General features: G+C 43.0%; 18 protein-coding genes. 11 read left to right on the top strand and 7 right to left on the bottom strand.

Annotation, left to right across the window (positions count from 1 at the left end):
- The first annotated feature begins 1249 nt into the window (after positions 1-1249).
- The 6 genes from BMX95_RS25440 to BMX95_RS25415 all read left to right on the top strand — a co-directional run bounded on the left by BMX95_RS25440 (position 1250) and on the right by BMX95_RS25415 (position 10798).
- Positions 1250-2047, top strand: coding sequence for an alpha/beta fold hydrolase (locus BMX95_RS25440; protein WP_081197617.1), 798 nt, complete (start codon positions 1250-1252; stop codon positions 2045-2047).
- 357 nt (positions 2048-2404) lie between these two features.
- A complete protein-coding gene (locus BMX95_RS25435; protein WP_081197618.1) occupies positions 2405-2989 on the top strand; it encodes an RNA polymerase sigma factor in 585 nt (194 codons plus the stop codon).
- A 112-nt stretch (positions 2990-3101) separates the two neighbouring features.
- The gene (locus BMX95_RS25430; protein WP_081197619.1) at positions 3102-4304 is read left to right on the top strand and encodes a FecR family protein; all 1203 of its coding nucleotides are present in this window, start codon (positions 3102-3104) and stop codon (positions 4302-4304) included.
- Between the two features lie 413 nt (positions 4305-4717).
- Positions 4718-8011: a SusC/RagA family TonB-linked outer membrane protein gene (locus tag BMX95_RS25425; RefSeq protein WP_165758809.1), complete on the top strand. Its 3294-nt coding sequence runs from the start codon at positions 4718-4720 to the stop codon at positions 8009-8011.
- Between the two features lie 20 nt (positions 8012-8031).
- Complete coding sequence (locus BMX95_RS25420) at positions 8032-9432, top strand: RagB/SusD family nutrient uptake outer membrane protein (protein ID WP_081197621.1); 1401 nt, start codon at positions 8032-8034, stop codon at positions 9430-9432.
- Positions 9433-9463: 31 nt separating this feature from the next.
- The gene (locus BMX95_RS25415) at positions 9464-10798 is read left to right on the top strand and encodes a TlpA family protein disulfide reductase (RefSeq protein ID WP_081197622.1); all 1335 of its coding nucleotides are present in this window, start codon (positions 9464-9466) and stop codon (positions 10796-10798) included.
- A gap of 54 nt (positions 10799-10852) precedes the next feature.
- Here the strand turns inward: BMX95_RS25415 and BMX95_RS25410 are convergent, their stop codons facing one another.
- The 4 genes from BMX95_RS25410 to BMX95_RS25395 all read right to left on the bottom strand — a co-directional run bounded on the left by BMX95_RS25410 (position 10853) and on the right by BMX95_RS25395 (position 12634).
- Positions 10853-11098, bottom strand: a complete 246-nt coding sequence (locus BMX95_RS25410) for a hypothetical protein (protein ID WP_081197623.1) — start codon at positions 11096-11098, stop codon at positions 10853-10855.
- A gap of 90 nt (positions 11099-11188) precedes the next feature.
- Positions 11189-11686 (bottom strand): redoxin domain-containing protein, encoded by a 498-nt coding sequence (locus BMX95_RS25405; protein ID WP_081197624.1) that lies wholly within the window; start codon positions 11684-11686, stop codon positions 11189-11191.
- A gap of 9 nt (positions 11687-11695) precedes the next feature.
- Positions 11696-12148 (bottom strand): MauE/DoxX family redox-associated membrane protein, encoded by a 453-nt coding sequence (locus BMX95_RS25400; RefSeq protein ID WP_165758810.1) that lies wholly within the window; start codon positions 12146-12148, stop codon positions 11696-11698.
- A 108-nt stretch (positions 12149-12256) separates the two neighbouring features.
- Complete coding sequence (locus tag BMX95_RS25395) at positions 12257-12634, bottom strand: helix-turn-helix domain-containing protein (protein ID WP_081197626.1); 378 nt, start codon at positions 12632-12634, stop codon at positions 12257-12259.
- 410 nt (positions 12635-13044) lie between these two features.
- On the opposite strand from BMX95_RS25395, the gene BMX95_RS25390 reads away from it, so the two are divergent.
- The 4 genes from BMX95_RS25390 (at position 13045) to BMX95_RS25375 (ending at position 15722) form a co-directional block, all read left to right on the top strand.
- On the top strand, positions 13045-13998 hold the full coding sequence (locus BMX95_RS25390; protein WP_081197627.1) for a hypothetical protein: 954 nt from the start codon (positions 13045-13047) through the stop codon (positions 13996-13998).
- Between the two features lie 208 nt (positions 13999-14206).
- Positions 14207-14416 carry a helix-turn-helix domain-containing protein gene (locus BMX95_RS25385; RefSeq protein ID WP_133053841.1) on the top strand — a complete coding sequence of 70 codons (210 nt, stop codon included), beginning with the start codon at positions 14207-14209 and terminating at the stop codon, positions 14414-14416.
- Complete coding sequence (locus BMX95_RS25380) at positions 14416-14742, top strand: HipA N-terminal domain-containing protein (protein ID WP_081197629.1); 327 nt, start codon at positions 14416-14418, stop codon at positions 14740-14742. Before BMX95_RS25385 ends, BMX95_RS25380 begins: the two co-directional genes overlap by 1 nt.
- Positions 14739-15722, top strand: a complete 984-nt coding sequence (locus BMX95_RS25375; protein ID WP_081197630.1) for a HipA domain-containing protein — start codon at positions 14739-14741, stop codon at positions 15720-15722. Before BMX95_RS25380 ends, BMX95_RS25375 begins: the two co-directional genes overlap by 4 nt.
- A 144-nt stretch (positions 15723-15866) precedes the next feature.
- Here BMX95_RS25375 and BMX95_RS25370 read toward each other — a convergent pair whose 3' ends face one another.
- Together BMX95_RS25370 and BMX95_RS35710 are read right to left on the bottom strand one after the other, a co-directional pair.
- Positions 15867-16343, bottom strand: coding sequence for a DUF2214 family protein (locus BMX95_RS25370; protein ID WP_081197631.1), 477 nt, complete (start codon positions 16341-16343; stop codon positions 15867-15869).
- 66 nt (positions 16344-16409) lie between these two features.
- A complete protein-coding gene (locus BMX95_RS35710) occupies positions 16410-16535 on the bottom strand; it encodes a hypothetical protein (RefSeq protein ID WP_262493537.1) in 126 nt (41 codons plus the stop codon).
- A 101-nt stretch (positions 16536-16636) separates the two neighbouring features.
- On the opposite strand from BMX95_RS35710, the gene BMX95_RS25360 reads away from it, so the two are divergent.
- The gene (locus BMX95_RS25360; RefSeq protein ID WP_081197632.1) at positions 16637-17002 is read left to right on the top strand and encodes a cupin domain-containing protein; all 366 of its coding nucleotides are present in this window, start codon (positions 16637-16639) and stop codon (positions 17000-17002) included.
- A gap of 480 nt (positions 17003-17482) precedes the next feature.
- Here BMX95_RS25360 and BMX95_RS25355 read toward each other — a convergent pair whose 3' ends face one another.
- The gene (locus tag BMX95_RS25355) at positions 17483-18064 is read right to left on the bottom strand and encodes a hypothetical protein (protein ID WP_081197633.1); all 582 of its coding nucleotides are present in this window, start codon (positions 18062-18064) and stop codon (positions 17483-17485) included.
- Between the last annotated feature and the right edge of the window lie 40 nt (positions 18065-18104).

The raw sequence follows: 18104 nt of genomic DNA, 5'->3' as shown, positions 1-18104 counted from the left end.
TAATGGGCAATAGGCAATGGGATGCCGCCGTAAGCTTCAACGCTCAAACTAAATGCTGCGACCTAATAACCCAATAGTATTCCTTTAAGAAAGCAGTTAGAAACTTTTTTTCGATATGCAACCTTTCATGGCAGTATTTAGTCCCGTGCGTTATTATGGTTGTAAAGCATGCTTTTAAAAAGAATTTTCATGCTCTTTTTTACTGTCTGAGATCATAAACAATAATGCGGCTATTGCAGGCTGGTAGCTGGTTTTATTGAGTAATACCCAGTTTAGCGATAATAAAATCATTGAAAAGCTCATTGTGAAGTAAGTGAAGCACGCTGTACTTTTACATCATCAACCCGCCTACGCCAAGGCTTCGGCGGGCGAGGCGAGAGCCTCACACTAAATAGATTTTTACCTTTTTTCATATGGCAAGCAATCGTTAGAGGCCGGCTGTTTCTACAGCGGGTCTTTTTTCTTTTTACCCCTTTCTGGTTACCTTATAGAGACTGAATTTATTTTGTATTTATGCAACTCTTTCCATCATTACTCACCCCACGTCACTATAAAAGTTGTAAAACGTACTATTAAAAAGAATTTTCACCTTCCTATTTACTGTCTGAGATCATGAACAATAATGCGTCTATTGCAGGCTGGTAGCTGTTTTTGTGAAATAATACCCAGTTTAGCGATAATGAAATCATTGAAAAGCTCATTATGCAGTAAGTGAAGCGCGCTGTACTTTTACATCATCAACAACGGTAGCACGGTACGAAGAGTAAGAAAGAGAAAGACTACCAGAAACAAAGCTTCAAACCCTCCACCTATGCTAAAGCTTCGGTGGACAAAGTAAACCAGATTTTTACGTTTTTTTCATATGGCAAGCAATCGTTAGAGGCCGGCTGTTTCTACAGTGGGTCTTTTTTCTTTTTAGTCCCTGATCTGATAATACAACTTATTGTTTACTGTATGCAACCCTTTCTATAGTTACTCGGCTCTCGTCGTTATAATAGCCGTAAAACGCACTCTTAAAACAATTTTCATCTTCTGACAATAAGTCTATTGTCAATTAGGATGTGATTGAAAATCAATAGTTTGTAATGTTGTTCATTTTATTACCTGAAATCCAGTAACCTTCAAAGTGCATTTTAAGGAGATGTCCCCCCGATTAGTCATATTTCACCCCTAAGTAGTCATTTTTACACCGTTTTAATTCCTGCCCTTCATGCTAGTTTTGTTTTGTCAATCAAATACAAACAACGCTATGAAATATTTACTCAAAACACAGAACGTTCTTAGATCACTGGTGCTTATTGCGATTATGTTTGCTGCATCCCAATCAAACGGACAACAGACCAGGCCTTCCAACAGCGGTTATGCACCCGTTGATGGCCTCAATGTTTATTATGAGGTTTATGGCGAGGGTAGGCCTATCGTTTTACTACATGGCGCCTTTTTTACAATTGATATGAACTGGAGCCAATTGATCCCGGAGCTGTCAAAAAACAGAAAAGTAATTGCCATTGAATTGCAGGGGCATGGACATACGCAATTTTCAGAAAGAAAATTAACGTTTCCTGCTTTAGCAAGTGATGTGGAAGGCGTAATGGATTACCTGAAAATCGACAGTGCGGATGTTGCAGGATTTAGTATGGGCGGCTCCGTGGCCTATCAATTGGCTACACAAAGCCCTAAACGGATAAAAAAATTAGTGATCATTTCTGCTACCTATAAAAGTAGCGGCTGGCTGCCCGAAGTAACCAATGGGTTTAAAAACCTCAAGCCTGAATTGTTTTTGAACAGTCCCATGAAACCCGCATACGATGCGGTGGCTCCTGATAAAACAAAGTTCACAAAGTTCTTAGAACAGATGATCGCTTTCGCCCAGACGCCTTTTAACATCGGTGATGCCAATATAGCAAAAATTGCTGCACCGGTATTGATCATCTCCGGTGACAATGATGGCCTGGATAAAATAGAGTTGATAAAAACATATAAATTGTTTGGCGGTGATGTTTCTGCTGATCTGGGCCCTCATTTAAATTTGACACAAATGGGTTAATGGTGGAGTTTAAGGGCAGGCCGGTGGCCGCGTCGGAGAAAATGGCGGTAGAAATGGCGGTAGAAACTGATTCAGGAGCTTATCTTTTAAATTTTTTTCACCCCCCTTTTACCCCATATTTACACGGTATTTCCATTTCCCCCTTTGTTATCTACTGAAAAACAATTAATTTAATATTATCACTCACACTTTTGTGCCCATACTATTAAAAGCTGATCCTTCCCAACATGCCGGATACTGCACAGTGTAGCCGGACAGCCAATCCCTGCCATTGACACCTTACCGCTACCTGGCTAACACGTTATTCTACCTTCTTTTCCTATTTATTCCGGAACACTGTATTAATTAACCATTGCAATGGATGACAAGCTACTTATGAGTGGTCTGAAACAAAAAGAACCAAAAGCTTTTAACCTGCTTTTTGACCTGTTATACCCCCAACTCCAGTTCTTTACAGAACAAATTACAAAAGACCCCACAGAGGCGGAGGACATCGCCATTCAGGCCCTGGTGAAGTTCTGGGAAAAAGACCCCGCCGATTTTGACAGCTTTTTACAGGTTAGAAAATTCATTTTTACCATTGCCCGTAATGCCGCTTTTGATTTCCTGAAGAAAGCAAAGGTGCAGCAAACCTATATAAAGGATATTGCTTATAGCTCCACTACTATTGAAGAAAAACAGGAAGACCAGGCCTTTTATAAACTGGAAATGATGAGGAAGGTCCTGCAAGATCAGGTGGAGAAATTACCCGGTCAATGCCGGGAAGTTTTCCGGCTCGTTTTTATTGAAAAGATACCAAGACCGGAAGTTGCACAAAGATTAAACATTTCCCCCGGTACCGTAAACGTTCATTGCGCCCAGGCTTTGAAAAAACTACGTAAAATATTTGCCGAAAAAGAATTGGTTGTTTTATACCTCCTGGCTGCACTCTCCAATAATTGACTCCGGGGTACGATCTAAAATATTTTTTTACCGCCACTATATTTTTCCCCGCCCTGATCGTTCATTTTATAGAGTAACCAATTAAAACTTATTCACGCTAACAAACCAGTACATGGAGGCACCATTAAACTTTCGTGAGGAGCATGTTATTATCGGACAAATCTTAGCCAAATACCCGCAGACAACGGAAGAAGAGCAACAGATCCTGGAAACATGGAGGCAAAGAAATGGCAACCAACAGATCTTTGATGCTATCATGGAGTCAAGGCAGGCAGATGAGCAAAGGATGATGGCTATCATGGCCAACATGGAACCGGCGCGGAAAAAATACCTTGCCTTAATTCCGGAAGCCGGTACAACAAAAATACTTTGGTGGAACAAATGGAGAAAGTATGCTGCTGCCGCTGCCGTTGCAGCCTTGTTGCTCTGCACAATTTGGTTGGAAGTTAGAACGCATAAAAAAGAAGTAGCAGACAGCACAGAAAAAACATTACCTGTTCCGCACGATGCTGCACCTGGAACCTATAGAGCGAAGCTCGTACTGGCAGATGGTTCATTGGTGATGTTAGACAGTTCCAGTAACAAAGCACTCTCACCGCAAGGCGGCGCCCGGGTTACCAATGATCATGGTAAACTGATCTATCAATCTACGAATGCTAAAAGTGTAATGCTCTATAATACGCTCTCCACGGAAAAAGGAGAGATGTACTCCTTGTTCTTGACCGACGGAAGCAGGCTCTGGCTCAATTCCCAATCGTCTGTACATTATCCCGTTAACGTTCCGCCCAACCAGGAAGTGGAGGTGGTCACCACCGGGGAAGTGTTTTTTGATATCGTTCACAATCCAAAGCGACCTTTCAGGGTGAGGGTTAACGGATTGTTGATAAACGACATCGGCACGCAATTCAATGTTAATGCCTATACAGACGAGCCTTCTATCATCCTTACGCTTATTGAAGGCTCCGTGCGGGCAACTAAGGGCGATCAATCTGCCCTGGTTAAAAAAGGCCAGGAAGCCATTACCGCGAAATCACAAACCGATTACCATATTAAAGTTATGGAAGACGCCGACCTGGAAAAAGCAATTGCCTGGAAAAACGGGCAGTTCCGGTTCAATAAAGATGATCTGAAAACAGTATTGCGACAGTTGGCCAGGTGGTACAACCTCGATGTAGTTTACCAGGGTACTATTCCCCGGGGCCAGTTTATTGGTACCGTACCCCGAAATTTAAAACTGTCGCAGGTGCTGGAGATCCTTGCATCGAGCGATGTACATTTTAGTATTGAAGGAAAGAAACTGATCGTTACACCCTAATGATTTTCGGTGTTTAGGATGATGCATGATGAAGCGCTTACCATGGCCACTCTTTTCCAAATACCAGTTCCCTAACCCGGAATTGTAGGGAACAGGCTTGGAAAAGATCAAATTTTTTGGGGCTGTACGCCACCACCATTCCATTAAACCAAATTTATCATTTCCATTCCTTGATCCTGATCCATTTCCCTGCTTTTTTACCAGCCTTTTTCATCCTGCTCTGAGAACAAAAAAACCGGAATGTTTCAGCCACTCCGGTTACAAGGTTAACCAATTCACACAACGGCAAACGCCATTTATTAATTAACCTCCAATTTAAAGGTATGCAAGATTTTGCTACTGGCAAAGTAGTGTGTAGGGCTTTGCCCAAACTAACATGCTTGATAATAAAAAGCAGAAAAGCAGTACGTATTATGAAGTTAACCGGGTTACTATTATTGGTGGCAAGCCTGACCCTGGGCGCCAACGGACTTACTCAAACCATAACACTTACTGTTAAAGATGCCTCCTTGCAAAAGGTATTCACCGCTATTGAAAAACAAACCGACTATCGATTCTTCTACAACTTCGATTTATTACAAAAAACAAACAACGTAACACTCGACGCACGAAGCCTACCACTGAAGTCAGTGCTGGAACTCATTTTCAAAAACCAGCCGGTAACTTATTCCATTCATGGCACGGTGATCACCATCAGCTCAAAAAAAAATGAAGGCACAACCATCATTCCAATAGTCAACAAAACACTGGTGGATATCAAAGGCCGGGTTATAAATGAGCATGGCGAACCTGTACTGGCCACTGTATCTGTAAAAGGAACTACCCGGGGAACCAATACCAATGAGAACGGCGAGTTTCAGTTAACTAGTGTCGATGAAAATGCCATCTTACAAATAACAGGCATTGGCATTGAATTAAGAGAACTGAAAATAAACAGGAGCAGCAATTTAAACATCGTAGTGAAACTTTCAGTGGCGCCCCTGGAAGAAACGGTCATAAAAGGATACTACTCCACAACCAGAAAGCTGAATACCGGTGACGTTTCAAAAGTAAGTGGCGTCGACATCCAAAAACAACCTGTAAGCGATCCCATTATTTCTTTACAAGCACGGGTGCCGGGCTTATATATCCAGCAAACCTCCGGCATCCCGGGCGCCAACAGTACCGTTCGCATCATGGGACAAAACAGCATCAGCGGTGGCAACGACCCGTTTATTGTTGTTGATGGGGTGCCTATAAGCGCCACCTCGTTAACCAGTATCGATATGGGAGGCGGTGCATTGGGAAATCCGCTTAGTGGGCCCGGACAGGGCCTGAGCCCTTTCAACGGCCTCAATCCGGCCGATATCGAAAGCATCGAGATCTTAAAAGATGCCGATGCTACCGCCATTTATGGCTCCCGCGGTGCCAATGGCGTGATGCTCATTACCACCAAAAAGGGAAAAGCAGGTGAAACCAAAGTTGATGTCAATGTGTTTTCAGGCGCAGGAAAAATTTCCCGCACCATGGACCTGCTCAATACACCGCAATACCTGGAGATGCGGCATGAGGCGCTCAAAAATGATGGCATTACCACCATTCCCGATAATAGTTACGACCTGAACGGTGTTTGGGATACTACCCGGTATACCGACTGGCAAAAAACACTCATCGGTAATACCACTCATTTTACCAATGCCCAGGTAAATGTTTCCGGTGGCAATGCCAATACCCAATTCTATGTGGGTGGAGGCTATAGTTACCAGGGAACCGTGTATCCGGGTGATTTTTCCGATAAAAAAGCTTCTGCCCATGTGGGCATAACAAGCACTTCCACCAACAAACGGTTTCACGTGCAGTTTACGGGCAGTTATGTGCACAACGAGAATACCATTCCCGCTGCCGATCTCACGTCGCTGGTAACGCTGGCACCCAATGCACCGGCCCTGTACAATGACAACGGCAGTTTAAACTGGCAACTCTTTAACGGTACTGCCACCTGGAACAACCCCGTGGCCAATATCTATATTCCTACCGAAGCCATTACCAATAACCTCATCAGCAATGTAAGTCTGAGTTACGAAATACTGCCAGGACTTCAACTAAAATCCAGTTTCGGCTACACACACCAGCAGTTGGATCAAACCATGAAATTTCCAGCCACCCAGGTAAATCCACCGCCGTTTGATATCTCTGCGAATAGTTCGTTGAATACGGCCACCACCGATTTAACCACCTGGATCATTGAACCGCAGGTAAACTACCAGCGTAAGATAGGGCAGGGGCAGCTGGAGGTGCTGGTGGGCGCCAGCTTCCAGGAGAATGAGCTGAATGCACAAGCCGTTTACGCCACTAATTTCACCAGTGATGCCCTCCTCGATAATCCCCTGAATGCGGCTGATAATGGCATCAGTGGTAAACAAAACTCTTTGTATCACTATGAGGGCGTGTATGGCCGGGTAGGGTACAACTGGTTAGACAAATACCTGCTTAATCTAACGGCAAGGCGTGATGGCAGCAGCCGCTTTGGCCCGGGCAAACAGTTCGGGAATTTTGGCGCTATAGGAGCTGCGTGGATCTTCAGCAATGAAAAGCTCATACAAAATATTCTACCTTTTATCAGCTATGGAAAACTCAGGGCCAGCTATGGTACCACGGGTAATGACCAAATTGGCGATTACCAGTTCCTGAGTACCTATACCTCCAATTCAGTAACTTACCAGAACCTTTCGGGGTTAAGTCCAACCGGACTGGCCAATCCCGACTATGGGTGGGAACTGGTTAACAAATTTCAGGTAGGCCTGGATGTTGGTTTTATAAAAGACCGGATCTTTTTTTCAGGCACCTATTACAAAAACCGGGATAATAAACAACTGGTTGGCTACCCGCTGCCCAGTGTAACCGGTTTTACTTCCGTGCAATATAATTTACCGGCGATTGTTCAAAACTCAGGGTTCGAACTGGTGTTGAACACTATTAATATCAAATCGCCCGATTTTACCTGGAGCTCCAGCATCAACCTGACCATCCCAAAGAATGAGCTTGTTGAATATCCGAACCTGCAGGGTTCTTCCTTTGCCAACCGCTATGTGGTGGGCAAATCATTATACATCAAAAAGAGTTTTCAATGGCTGAGCGTAAATGATTCAACCGGTATTTATCAATATGAAAGCCAGGGTAAACCAACCTACACACCGCAAAAGCCCGATGATTTAACCGCTACCCCTGAAATTACGCAGCAGTATTATGGCGGGTTCGGGAATACGTTTTCCTATAAAGGACTTCAACTGGATGTGTTGTTCCAGTTTGTAAAACAGACTGCCCTTAATATCTCCAATGCATTCTTTTCTCCCGGGCGTTTTAATCAAAACCTTACAACCCGGTATTTAAACCGGTGGCAGCAAATGGGTGATGGAACAGAGGTGGGCCTGTTCTCTACCCAGAATGCTGCTGACCCCAATGACAATATCGGAGCTTCTACCTATGTTATTTCCGATGCCTCCTTTATTCGATTGAAAAATGTGTCGCTGTCGTACACCTTGCCGGCAGACTGGCAGAAAAAAGCGCATTTAAAAAATGCAAGGATTTATGTACAGGGGCAGAACCTGTTTACGATCACCGATTACCGGGGTATGGACCCCGAAACCGCCAGCGCAGTGGGCGCTTACGGAGTGCTTCGCTTACCAACACTTCGGATGCTGACAGCCGGTGTGCAACTAACTCTGTAAAGAATAAATAGCAAACGATCATGAAATCTATCTATATATCGATAATTGTGCTGGCGTTCATTACCGGGTGTAAAAAGTTTGTTGAGATCCCGCCGCCGGAAACCCAGTTGGTTACAACCGGCGTTTTTAGCAACAGCGCTACTGCTACCGCCGCTACTACTGCCATCTATTCACAGATGTATAACAATTGGGTGTCGTATACCATCTCGCAAAGCACCGGGTTGTTGGGTGATGAGCTCACCGGTTATTCCACCTTTACCCCACAAACCCAGTACTACGAAAATGCCATGGTTGCCACAAAGGCCAATGGGGAATGGTCGAACGCCTACAATTACATCTACCAGGCCAATGTTATCATTACGGCGCTTAGCAACAACACGGCAATAAGTACCGCGGTTGTAAAACAGTTGACCGGCGAGGCGCAGTTCATCCGGGCCTTCTGGCATTTTTACCTTACCAATTGTTATGGCGATGTTCCTTTGGTAACAACTACCGATTACCGGGTAAATGGCACCATGGCCAGAACACCTAAAAGTGAAGTGATGCAACAGGTGGTTGCCGACCTGAGGGATGCGCAGGAATTACTCAGTCCTGATTTTATCGATGCAAGCGATACAGTTATTACGGACGACAGGGTTCGGCCCACCAAATGGGCGGCCACCGCTTTATTGGCCCGGGTGTATTTGTATACCGGTGATTGGGCCAATGCCGAAGCGCAGGCAACAACGGTCATTAATAAAACGGATCAGTTTGGGCTGGAACCGGATCTGAATGCCGTGTTTTTGAAAAACTGCAGAGAGGCCATCTGGCAATTGGCTACGCCGTTGCCTGCATATGATTACAATACACAGGACGGGTTTTATTATATCCTCTTTGGCACGCCTTCCAACGCCAATTATGGCTCTACCACTCTTAGTTCGCAATTGTTGAATAGTTTCGACTCAGCCGATCAGCGCAAAGTAAACTGGGTAAGCAGCATTTCGGAAAACGGCACCGATTATTATTTCCCCTATAAGTACAAAGTGTCTATGTCGCCGGATATTACAGAATACACCATGGTACTTCGTCTGGCCGAACAGTATTTAATAAGGGCGGAAGCAAGGGCGCAACAAAACAACCTGGAAGGCGCACAGGCCGATCTGAATGAAATAAGAACAAGGGCTGGCCTGCCTAACACTACAGCCACCACGCAAACAGATTTATTAGCGGCTGTTTTGAATGAACGGCAATGGGAGCTTTTTACGGAGTGGGGGCATCGCTGGTTCGACCTCATCCGAACTAATAATCTCAATTCCGTGATGCGTGTAGTAACGCCAGCAAAAGGAGGCAGCTGGGACCCGGATGGTCACCAGGCATTGTATCCTATTCCGCAAAGCGACCGCAATTCAAATCCCCATTTGTCACAAAACACCGGGTATTGACATAACATCCGTTGTATAAAACATTCCTACAATGAAAGGTTTATTTTTATTACTCCTGCTCCGGCTGGTGGCAGTCGGCTGTTTGCAGGCGGCCGGCGACACATTGTATCCTGAGGTGGGTAAGCCTTGTCCGGCATTTGTACTGAAAAATGTGGCTTATTATAACAAAACAGTCGTTAGCCTGGCCGACTTTAAAGGGAAATGGCTGGTACTTGACTTCTGGAATAAATACTGTACCGTTTGTGTAGAAAGCTTTCCAAAGACCAATGCCATGCAACAGGAGTTCGGTGACCGCGTTCAATTTATGCTGGTAGGCATCCAGGACCGGGAGAACAAGATAGCAGGCATGTATGAACAGTTTCGGAAAAGGAACAAGCTCACGCTTCCCTGTGCCTTTGATTCCGCCCTGGCTAAATTATGGGGTGTCTCCGTAGCGCCGCACCTTGTTGTTATAGACGATAAAGGGATCGTGCAGGCGTTGACGTACACTCTGGACAGCAATGCCATGCGGCAGTTCCTGCAGGGCCAACATCCGGTGCTGCCGGTATCCTATGCAGGCGGGAATGAGGGGGGCAATGGCATCGGCCAACAGGTGCCTTTCGATGATAGCAAACCCTTTATGGTGTATGGGAATGGCGCCCCATCAGATAGTAGTTTTCTGTTCCGGTCTGTATTGACCAAATGGGACCAGGCCCGGCAAGCTATTTATTATCCCATCCACATCGATCTGCATGCCACTATCGATCCTGGTTATCCCAAAGGCATATTCCAGGCGCTGGCAGTAAGCCTGAAACAATTGTACCTGTATGCCTGGTTCGGCCGGTTTTTGTGGTACCCCAATGATACGGCGTTTTACGGCCATTATTCTAATGTTCCTGTTTTGGCCGTCCGCGATTCCTCGCTGTTTCAGACAACCCCTACGGAGAACTGGTTTTGTTACAGTTTGATCATGCCGACCAAACAGGCAACAACCGCCAATATGCAAAGGGCCATGCAGCGGGACCTGGAAACCTGTTTTGGTTTTACTGCCACCATAGAAACCAGGACGGTGCCTTGCTGGCGATTGGTGGCAACCAGCCAGGCTGCTGCCAAACTAAGTTCAAAGGGCGGTCCTCAACAGGAGAAAGAACTGATGCCACATGTAAGTTATCAGTTCACCAATGTGCCCATGAAACGGTTGGTGCAATACTTCCTGGTGTTTACCAAGGATATTATAGTCGACGAAACAGGTATTCTTCAACCGGTAGATTTTACTTCCGATTGTATAGACCTCGAAAGTCTGAAAGCCTTTTTACCAAAGTATGGATTACAATTGGTACAGGGAGAAAAGCAAATGAAAGTGTTGGTGATAAAGGATACCAACTAATGAAAAGGCCCCCGCCCGCCAAAGCGGGGACCGGGGGGCCTTCAAAGGGACCTGTTATGGTTTTGCTAAAGCAATACTGCAAGCCGAACTACCGTTGAAACGAAATAATTGTGTGCCGCCGGCATTTACACAACCTGTTCCCTGGTTACCACAAACAATCCCGCTGCTCACTGTGCATTTGTTACCCGGGCTGTTGGTATATCCAATTTCTGTTATTTTGCCATTGGCTTTGGTGGCAGTAACAGCTGCGATAGCTATACAAAAAGTGGTTACTGTAAAAAAGAACCTTGTCTTTTTCATAAAACAATGTTTAAAATGAGTGATGAATGATGCCTACTCTGTTACAGGTTTTCGGCTACGCCTGGTTATGCATAATGGTTTTTCGTTCAATTACAATTTGTTCAGGTAGGAAAGCAATTCCCGGGCGTTTGTTTCCTGGGGAAGAATTGTTACCAGTCTTTTATGGGCGTCGTAGATGGCATTGTAGGGAGGTTGCGCGCCTTTGTAATGATAGGGAAAGAAAAAGGTATAATCCTTGCCAACCGTAATATTCGGGTATCGTTCCAGTTTGTATACGCTGTTAAAAACCTGCATCCGGTCAAAAGGATCGATGGTGATGAAATAAAAATTCACCGCGCTCAACGAGTCCATATGGGCCAGCATGCTTTCCGTTTGTTTCTGGCAGTGGTCACAATCCGGGCTAAAAAACACCAATACGCTTGGCCTGCCTTTGGGAATGTCGTTGGTGTTGAGGTCAGTGACACTATCCAGCAGCAATAAGTGAAATGGTGGCAGGGGTGGTTTAATGACCCGTTGAAACATAAAGAATGAATAAGTGAGCAAGGCCACCGGCATCAGCCAGATGAGTATACGCCAGGGCTTTTTCATATGCTGAATTTAGGATAATGATAAATTGGCTGTTCCGGTATCTGGTGCCTGTGCCCGTTTTTTGTTAAATAGCACCGCACACAAGGCCAGCCCTGTAAAACAAGCGTTGAAGACAACATGCTGCTGCCAGTTCATCTGTTCTATAATACCGCCGCAGGTGCAGGGGCGTTCGGCGTGGGTAAGAAAGAAGGCGTTGTACGCTACATAGATGGTGAACACGCTCATGAGTATAAAGGAAGCATACAAACCAACTCTTCTCCATTTGGGCACCACCAGGCAGGCAACGATAGCCAGTTCTAATATTGGTATTACCCACGCCAGGATGGCTGCGAACCGGTACAGGAGGTGTGATTTGTCCATCACGAAATAAAAGTTTCGATGGTCTGTCAGTTTCATCACGCCTGTATAAAAAAACAATAGGATGAACAGGTAGGAAACTATTTCTATTACTGCGTTTTTCATACTGAGGAATGTTGCATTCATTCTGTATGCAAGTTACCTACGGGTATTTTATGTTATTGGGCGGTTGTTTTACGCTATTGTACCAACGTATTATATTTTTGGGCGCCTTTACGATTTGGATAATTTTTTCCTGGTTGCAGCGCATACATTTTTCAACCATTGGGTGGGGGTTATATTGAATGCTTTTTTGAAAGCGGTGCTATAGGCGCTTTGTGATTTGTATAAGCAGGCGCCTGCAACGAGTTTGATGCTTCTTCCTGCTTCCAGGAATTGTTTTGATTTTTCCAGCCGTTGCTTTACGTGATAGGTTTTTATGCCGCAGCCATAGATGTCTTTAAATGCTTTTTCTACCGATTTCCGGTTGGCCTCAGATACTTTATTCAGCAATTCACTACTGGTTCTGTATTCGAAAGGGTTATTATCCAGGTGTTGTTTAATGGCTTCAACGCCAGTAAGCACGTACAGGGAGTGGTTGTTCTTTTTCATCTTATGACAGCTTTATGTACAAATCAGGTTTTGAATGCAGCACATGCCATTGTTTGGATTAAAGCGTCAGGGTGAATGGGTAAAATGGAATAGCAGTATGCAGGATCTGGTTTAAATGGGAAGAATTTGATACTTGAACATGCTGGAGGGGGCGCTGATGGCCATAAGCAAGGTACGATGGCAAATTTTATCTTTTTGCACGATTGTTTTCGAAAATTGCAGGATTGTTGTAGAAAAATGCACGATATATTATAGTAAAAAAAGATTTTTCACTTCGTACTTCCCATATTGTTAGTGTTTGACCACTTAACTTTCTTTCTCAAACATTTTAAATTATCAGGATGTTTGCTAACTTTGCGCCCACCAGAAAAGAAAAGGAATAGGGGATCAGACGTTATTAAACATATTTTATGAAGAAATTATTGATTCCCATTGTGTCTTTATTGTTTATTATTTCCCTTGATTCGTGTAAAAAGGATTCCGACAGTAACTCGGATCAGCAACAGCCGGTAGGAGACACGACGCGTGTTGTAAAAACCATCGTTACCGACAATAGCAGCAACTCAACACCCGAAACAACTTATTACGAGTACGATAAGTCTGGAAGGATCGTTTCGCTCAAGGATTCTTCCGATCCGAGCTATTATTTTACCTTCACTTATTCAGGCGATGAGGTTACCGTTGAAGAATCGCCAGCTGTACAAGGAAATTTCAATTTTAAAGCACGTTATAAATTGAACAGCAAAGGCCTGCCGGTTCAGCGTATAGGTGTTGAGTACATGGACGAAATGAAAGAGGCTAATCCGATCTATGACGTACACGTGGATACGACCAACTTTGAATATGATGCTGCGGGCTTACTGGTTAAGGCCACTGGTTTCCAATATGACACCACCTGGAGAACAAGTTCTGCTGCTGCTACCAGAAAGCCGTATACAATTGCCTATACCAACCAGAACGGAAAGTTGATGGCTATGAAGCGTACTTCAGTAGAATACTATAGCTATAAGAACACAGTGAGTGGTCAACCTGGTGGTTTCACCACGAACGTTGAGGAAAATTACGCGTTTGAATACGCTAATAATTATCCCAATAAAGTTGATAGCATAAATGCGTGGTTGTACTATGAAGCGGGCTCGTTGTACAGTAACTATGCTCCAACTATCAAATATGCCTATTTGTTTGATAAAATGACCCATACTACAAAACGCACACAAGTTGAGGATGGTTATGTGAGCAATGACGAAGATGATCCACAAACCAGAGTAATAGAGTATTTCCAATCAGGTTTTGTTTCTTCTGTTACTGATAATTATGGTACCACCGAATGGGAAAAGACCAGGTTTACTTACAACAAACAGTAAAAAGTAAATAAATAATAAAAAAAGGCGTCTCCAAAGTGGAGGCGCCTTTTTTTATTGATCGGAAATATAATTCTATTTTCTCCATACTGGACATAATACCCAATACAGGATCAATGAATTATATAAAAAAATGGAACTATAATTCCGATTTTATGGTAAAAGCCGGGGAAATTTGATAATTTTAGATGAAATCAGAAATATACTTCCGATGACATTGAAGGAAATTGGGCAAGCTTTGAAATTCCGCCGTGAATTTTTACAACTTCGACAGGGAGATCTGTCCGAAATGAGTGGTATAACTATCCGGACTATTTATGATATTGAAAAAGGTAGTAGTAACCCTTCGTTTACAACTTTAGAGAAATTAACTGATACGTTGGGTATGGAAATAACCATTCAGGTTAAAACAATTAAGTAATGCAGAAAGGCGCGGTTTACAATAATGACAAACTTGCCGGCATTTTAGAAAAGCGTAGTAGTGATGACTATAGGTTTACCTATACTGCCGATTACTTCAATGATTCAACGCTGCCTGCAATTAGCCTTACACTGCCGAAGGACAAATTAGAGCACCAAAGTTCTTTTTTGTTTTCCTTTTTCGCAGGCTTACTGGCGGAAGGAGTTAATAAAGATATTCAATGCAAATTATTACACATTGACGAAAATGATGACTTTACCCGGCTGCTAAAAACTGCTGGAGAAGATACAATTGGAGCAATAACTATTAAAGAATTGAGTGAATGAATTGTCCTGGATGTTATAAAAAGAGTGCTGGTGGTTACTGCTTACCTTGCAGAAAAAGCCTGTTTGAAGGAGCAAAAGTTTCATCAAGACTCCCATTTGATCCACCAAAGGCAGATGTAGAAATTTATCAGGAAAAAATAAAACATCTCTCTATATCAGGGGTACAATTAAAATATTCTTTGAGGCTAAATGGTAAAGTGCTCGATTTTACTGAGAAGGATGGCGAATATATTTTAAAACCCATTCCTGCGGCTAACTTTTTGGCAAATATTGAGCAGGTTCCGGAAAATGAGCACCTGACCATGCAAATTGCCTCACAAATATTTGGTATCAAAACAGCAGCTAATGCGCTGATCTATTTTAACGATGGAACACCTGCTTATATTACCCGACGCTTTGATCGAAAGCCGGATGGCTCAAAATATTTGCAGGAAGATATGGCGCAATTAAGCGGCCGAACCAGACTAAACAATGGTGAACATTTTAAATACGAGGGCAGTTATGAGGATATCGGTCTGTTAATAAAAAAGTATGTAGCAGCAGCGCAACCGATACTGGAAACATATTTTCGCGTTGTCTTATTCAATTATATTTTCTCCAATGGAGATGCACACCTAAAAAATTTCTCGCTTTTACAAACCGAGATGAATGACTATGCGTTGTCACCTGCTTATGATTTGCTGAGTACTGTGATTCACACGCCTGGCGAATATGATACCGCGCTTGATTTATACGATAATGATATACATGGCGAATTTTATAGCACCTATGGCTATTATGGCCAACCGGAATTCCGGGAATTAGCCAGAAGAATTGGAATGCTTGAAATAAGAACCGAGCGTATCATTAGTCAAATTCTTAGCAAATCCGATGTGGTAATAAAAATGATTGATCACTCTTTTCTGGATGATAAAACAAAGAAACAATATAAACAGGCATATTTGGATAAACTGCAGAGGTTAGGAAAGGATCCAGCATAAAGCTTGGAATTGACACATTCTGATGCTGAGTTTAATGATATAATATCCGAATTTAAAAAACTGTTGAGATAGGTCAGAATCGTTGTTGTATTCACCATCAAGCTGGCATGTCCCTGTGAGGAAACAATGGCCAGTTGCGATTGACTAGTTAAATTTCAATACCGCAATTACAAGGATCGCCAAAAACAGCAATAGTTGAATGGTGTAAAACCTGGCGATTTTAGGTACTGTCTTTTTTATTACGGCAGTGCTGTCGGGATTACTTTCAAAAAAGGCGGCCTTTAACTTTTTTAGTTGTTTTTTTCCTATCAAAATTTCATTAAGCGGCAGCAGGAGAACAAGGGACAGTTTTAGCTGAAGCCATAACATGTGTAAGAACACCCAACCTGTTATAAATGTAAGTCCAAGACCGGAAAGGATCAGCAAAATACCACCTATCCCTTTTATTGGGTCCAAAGTCGTCAGGAGTTGTAAAAGGCCTGTTGCATTGTCACTTTTTACATTAACCCTGTTTGTGAAAGCACGAAAAGTGACGAAAGCCGCCACCGTGGTTCCAACCATCAGTATGAGGCCTGAAAGATGCATGATGAGGAGTAACTGTCGTACCGTTTGTGTATACATTATGCTGATTTTATATGTTTGTAACACAAAATTCAGCAATGAAAAACGGCTGCTCGTACACCCAGGTTAATTAATTCTTTTCAGCCATTGGCCTTTTTGCAGTTTTTGTACGTGAAACAAAGACCTGATGATAGCTTCATCATCAGCAGAAAGCGGAATGTAATGTTGAATGGCTTTCAGTAAAATATCCATATTCAAATATACACGTTTAACACAAGGCACCGAGCTGTAGCAAAAGAGGCCATGGCTTTGTCTTCGGGATCAATTAACTTTAAGATATAAAATAACTGTTTATGATAATTGATAAAATAAACATTGCGGAAAAGCTAAGCCTGATTACTGACCATTGGAATCCGAGAATTGCCGGAGAGTTGAATGGTCAATATATAAAACTGGTCAAGTTTAAAGGTGAGTTTGTATGGCACAAACACGACAATGAAGATGAGATGTTCCTGGTTATTGCCGGTTCATTTACTATGGAACTGCGGGATAAATCTATTTCTTTGAACCCTGGTGACTATATTATAATTCCAAGAGGAGTTGAACATAAACCCGTGGCAAATGAAGAGGCTCATGTGTTGCTGTTTGAACCCGCCACTACATTAAACACAGGTAACGTGGAAAATGAGTTGACTAAACATACGTTGGACATCATTTGATTGGTTGTTCTATTATATGCTGGAAAAAGCCTGGGCGCAATTTGACACGGAGCTTGGTCTTTTTTCTTATCATAGCATTATACCTTCCTCATTTATCTTCGGCAGCTTGTTGGGCGCTAAATTTTTGCCGTATTCTGGCTATTTGAATATTTTCACCCACTTGCTCCATTTAATTAATTCCCCCTGAATGTCACGATTGAACACACCTCTTATTCATGTAATAAAAATGGGGTAATTTTTGCATTTTTTTGTAATAAAAACAGGGTAGTTTTTGTGTTATGATGTAATAAAACATGGGTTGTTTTAGGCAAATATTGTAGCGGAATATTTTAGCCGGATCCCGAATAAATACATAGCTTCCTATATGGGCGTGTCGTTAAGAACGCTGAATCGGTTCAAAAACCCAACTAAAAAGTAAACCGCTCTCACAAAGACGCTAATTACTATGTCAACAATCGTCTCGATTTCCTGGGGTGGTATTTAATCGCCGCATAAATTATCAATTGGCATGGCATCTACTATAAGCAAGTGAGTATGTTGTATTGCATGATTGAAATACAATTGAAAGGCAGCCTCTACCAAACAGGTAACATGGTTATACGTCATCCATGCGAGCCAGGGTGTGAAGCCATCGGAGTAATTACCGTCATGACTAATACCTGCATCGAGGAAATCGCTCAATTCGCGCCGGGCGTACTCAATGGTATATACTGTAAAGAAACCAGTGATCACTTTCATGGGGTTGGCCTGTTGGTCGGCAGTTAAGTGAGTGGGGTGATCCTGACACTTATTTTCAGAGAGCAAGTATAAGGCCTCCACCAGTTGCAATAACCACTCATAAAATTCCATAAGTACTGCCTGGCTATTACTTTCAGAATAGCAACCCGCTCTATTGGAAACAGCTGCCTGTAGCCAGTTGGGTAATAAATCCTCGGTAAGATCACCGGGAAAGATTTCTGAAAATACTGCTCTGATTACTACTGAAGGATTGGTAGCAGCCTTTTCTATGAGGCGGCTGGGTTTGGAATAGGGGATAGCAGAAGTGTTTAATAGATCAAGCATGGATAAGCATTTAAGGTTAAAATCTATACTCAAATTTAAG

The organism is Niastella yeongjuensis (assembly GCF_900110245.1).
Taxonomy (GTDB): Bacteria; Bacteroidota; Bacteroidia; order Chitinophagales; family Chitinophagaceae; genus Niastella; species Niastella yeongjuensis.
Note: the sequence above shows the minus strand (reverse complement) of the source record. Positions and strands in the feature narration are given on the sequence as shown.

Bases quoted from the DNA above. Each gene is read 5' to 3' on its own strand.
- BMX95_RS25405 (WP_081197624.1), bottom strand. From the start codon at position 11,686: ATGAAAAAGCCCTGGCGTATACTCATCTGGCTGATGCCGGTGGCCTTG.
- BMX95_RS25400 (WP_165758810.1), bottom strand. From the start codon at position 12,148: ATGAAAAACGCAGTAATAGAAATAGTTTCCTACCTGTTCATCCTATTG.
- BMX95_RS25380 (WP_081197629.1), top strand. From the start codon at position 14,416: ATGCAGAAAGGCGCGGTTTACAATAATGACAAACTTGCCGGCATTTTA.
- BMX95_RS35710 (WP_262493537.1), bottom strand. From the start codon at position 16,535: ATGGATATTTTACTGAAAGCCATTCAACATTACATTCCGCTTTCTGCT.
- BMX95_RS25390 (WP_081197627.1), top strand. From the start codon at position 13,045: ATGAAGAAATTATTGATTCCCATTGTGTCTTTATTGTTTATTATTTCC.
- BMX95_RS25355 (WP_081197633.1), bottom strand. From the start codon at position 18,064: ATGCTTGATCTATTAAACACTTCTGCTATCCCCTATTCCAAACCCAGC.
- BMX95_RS25375 (WP_081197630.1), top strand. From the start codon at position 14,739: ATGAATTGTCCTGGATGTTATAAAAAGAGTGCTGGTGGTTACTGCTTA.
- BMX95_RS25440 (WP_081197617.1), top strand. From the start codon at position 1,250: ATGAAATATTTACTCAAAACACAGAACGTTCTTAGATCACTGGTGCTT.
- BMX95_RS25360 (WP_081197632.1), top strand. From the start codon at position 16,637: ATGATAATTGATAAAATAAACATTGCGGAAAAGCTAAGCCTGATTACT.
- BMX95_RS25410 (WP_081197623.1), bottom strand. From the start codon at position 11,098: ATGAAAAAGACAAGGTTCTTTTTTACAGTAACCACTTTTTGTATAGCT.
- BMX95_RS25370 (WP_081197631.1), bottom strand. From the start codon at position 16,343: ATGTATACACAAACGGTACGACAGTTACTCCTCATCATGCATCTTTCA.
- BMX95_RS25415 (WP_081197622.1), top strand. From the start codon at position 9,464: ATGAAAGGTTTATTTTTATTACTCCTGCTCCGGCTGGTGGCAGTCGGC.
- BMX95_RS25395 (WP_081197626.1), bottom strand. From the start codon at position 12,634: ATGAAAAAGAACAACCACTCCCTGTACGTGCTTACTGGCGTTGAAGCC.
- BMX95_RS25425 (WP_165758809.1), top strand. From the start codon at position 4,718: ATGAAGTTAACCGGGTTACTATTATTGGTGGCAAGCCTGACCCTGGGC.
- BMX95_RS25430 (WP_081197619.1), top strand. From the start codon at position 3,102: ATGGAGGCACCATTAAACTTTCGTGAGGAGCATGTTATTATCGGACAA.
- BMX95_RS25420 (WP_081197621.1), top strand. From the start codon at position 8,032: ATGAAATCTATCTATATATCGATAATTGTGCTGGCGTTCATTACCGGG.
- BMX95_RS25385 (WP_133053841.1), top strand. From the start codon at position 14,207: ATGACATTGAAGGAAATTGGGCAAGCTTTGAAATTCCGCCGTGAATTT.
- BMX95_RS25435 (WP_081197618.1), top strand. From the start codon at position 2,405: ATGGATGACAAGCTACTTATGAGTGGTCTGAAACAAAAAGAACCAAAA.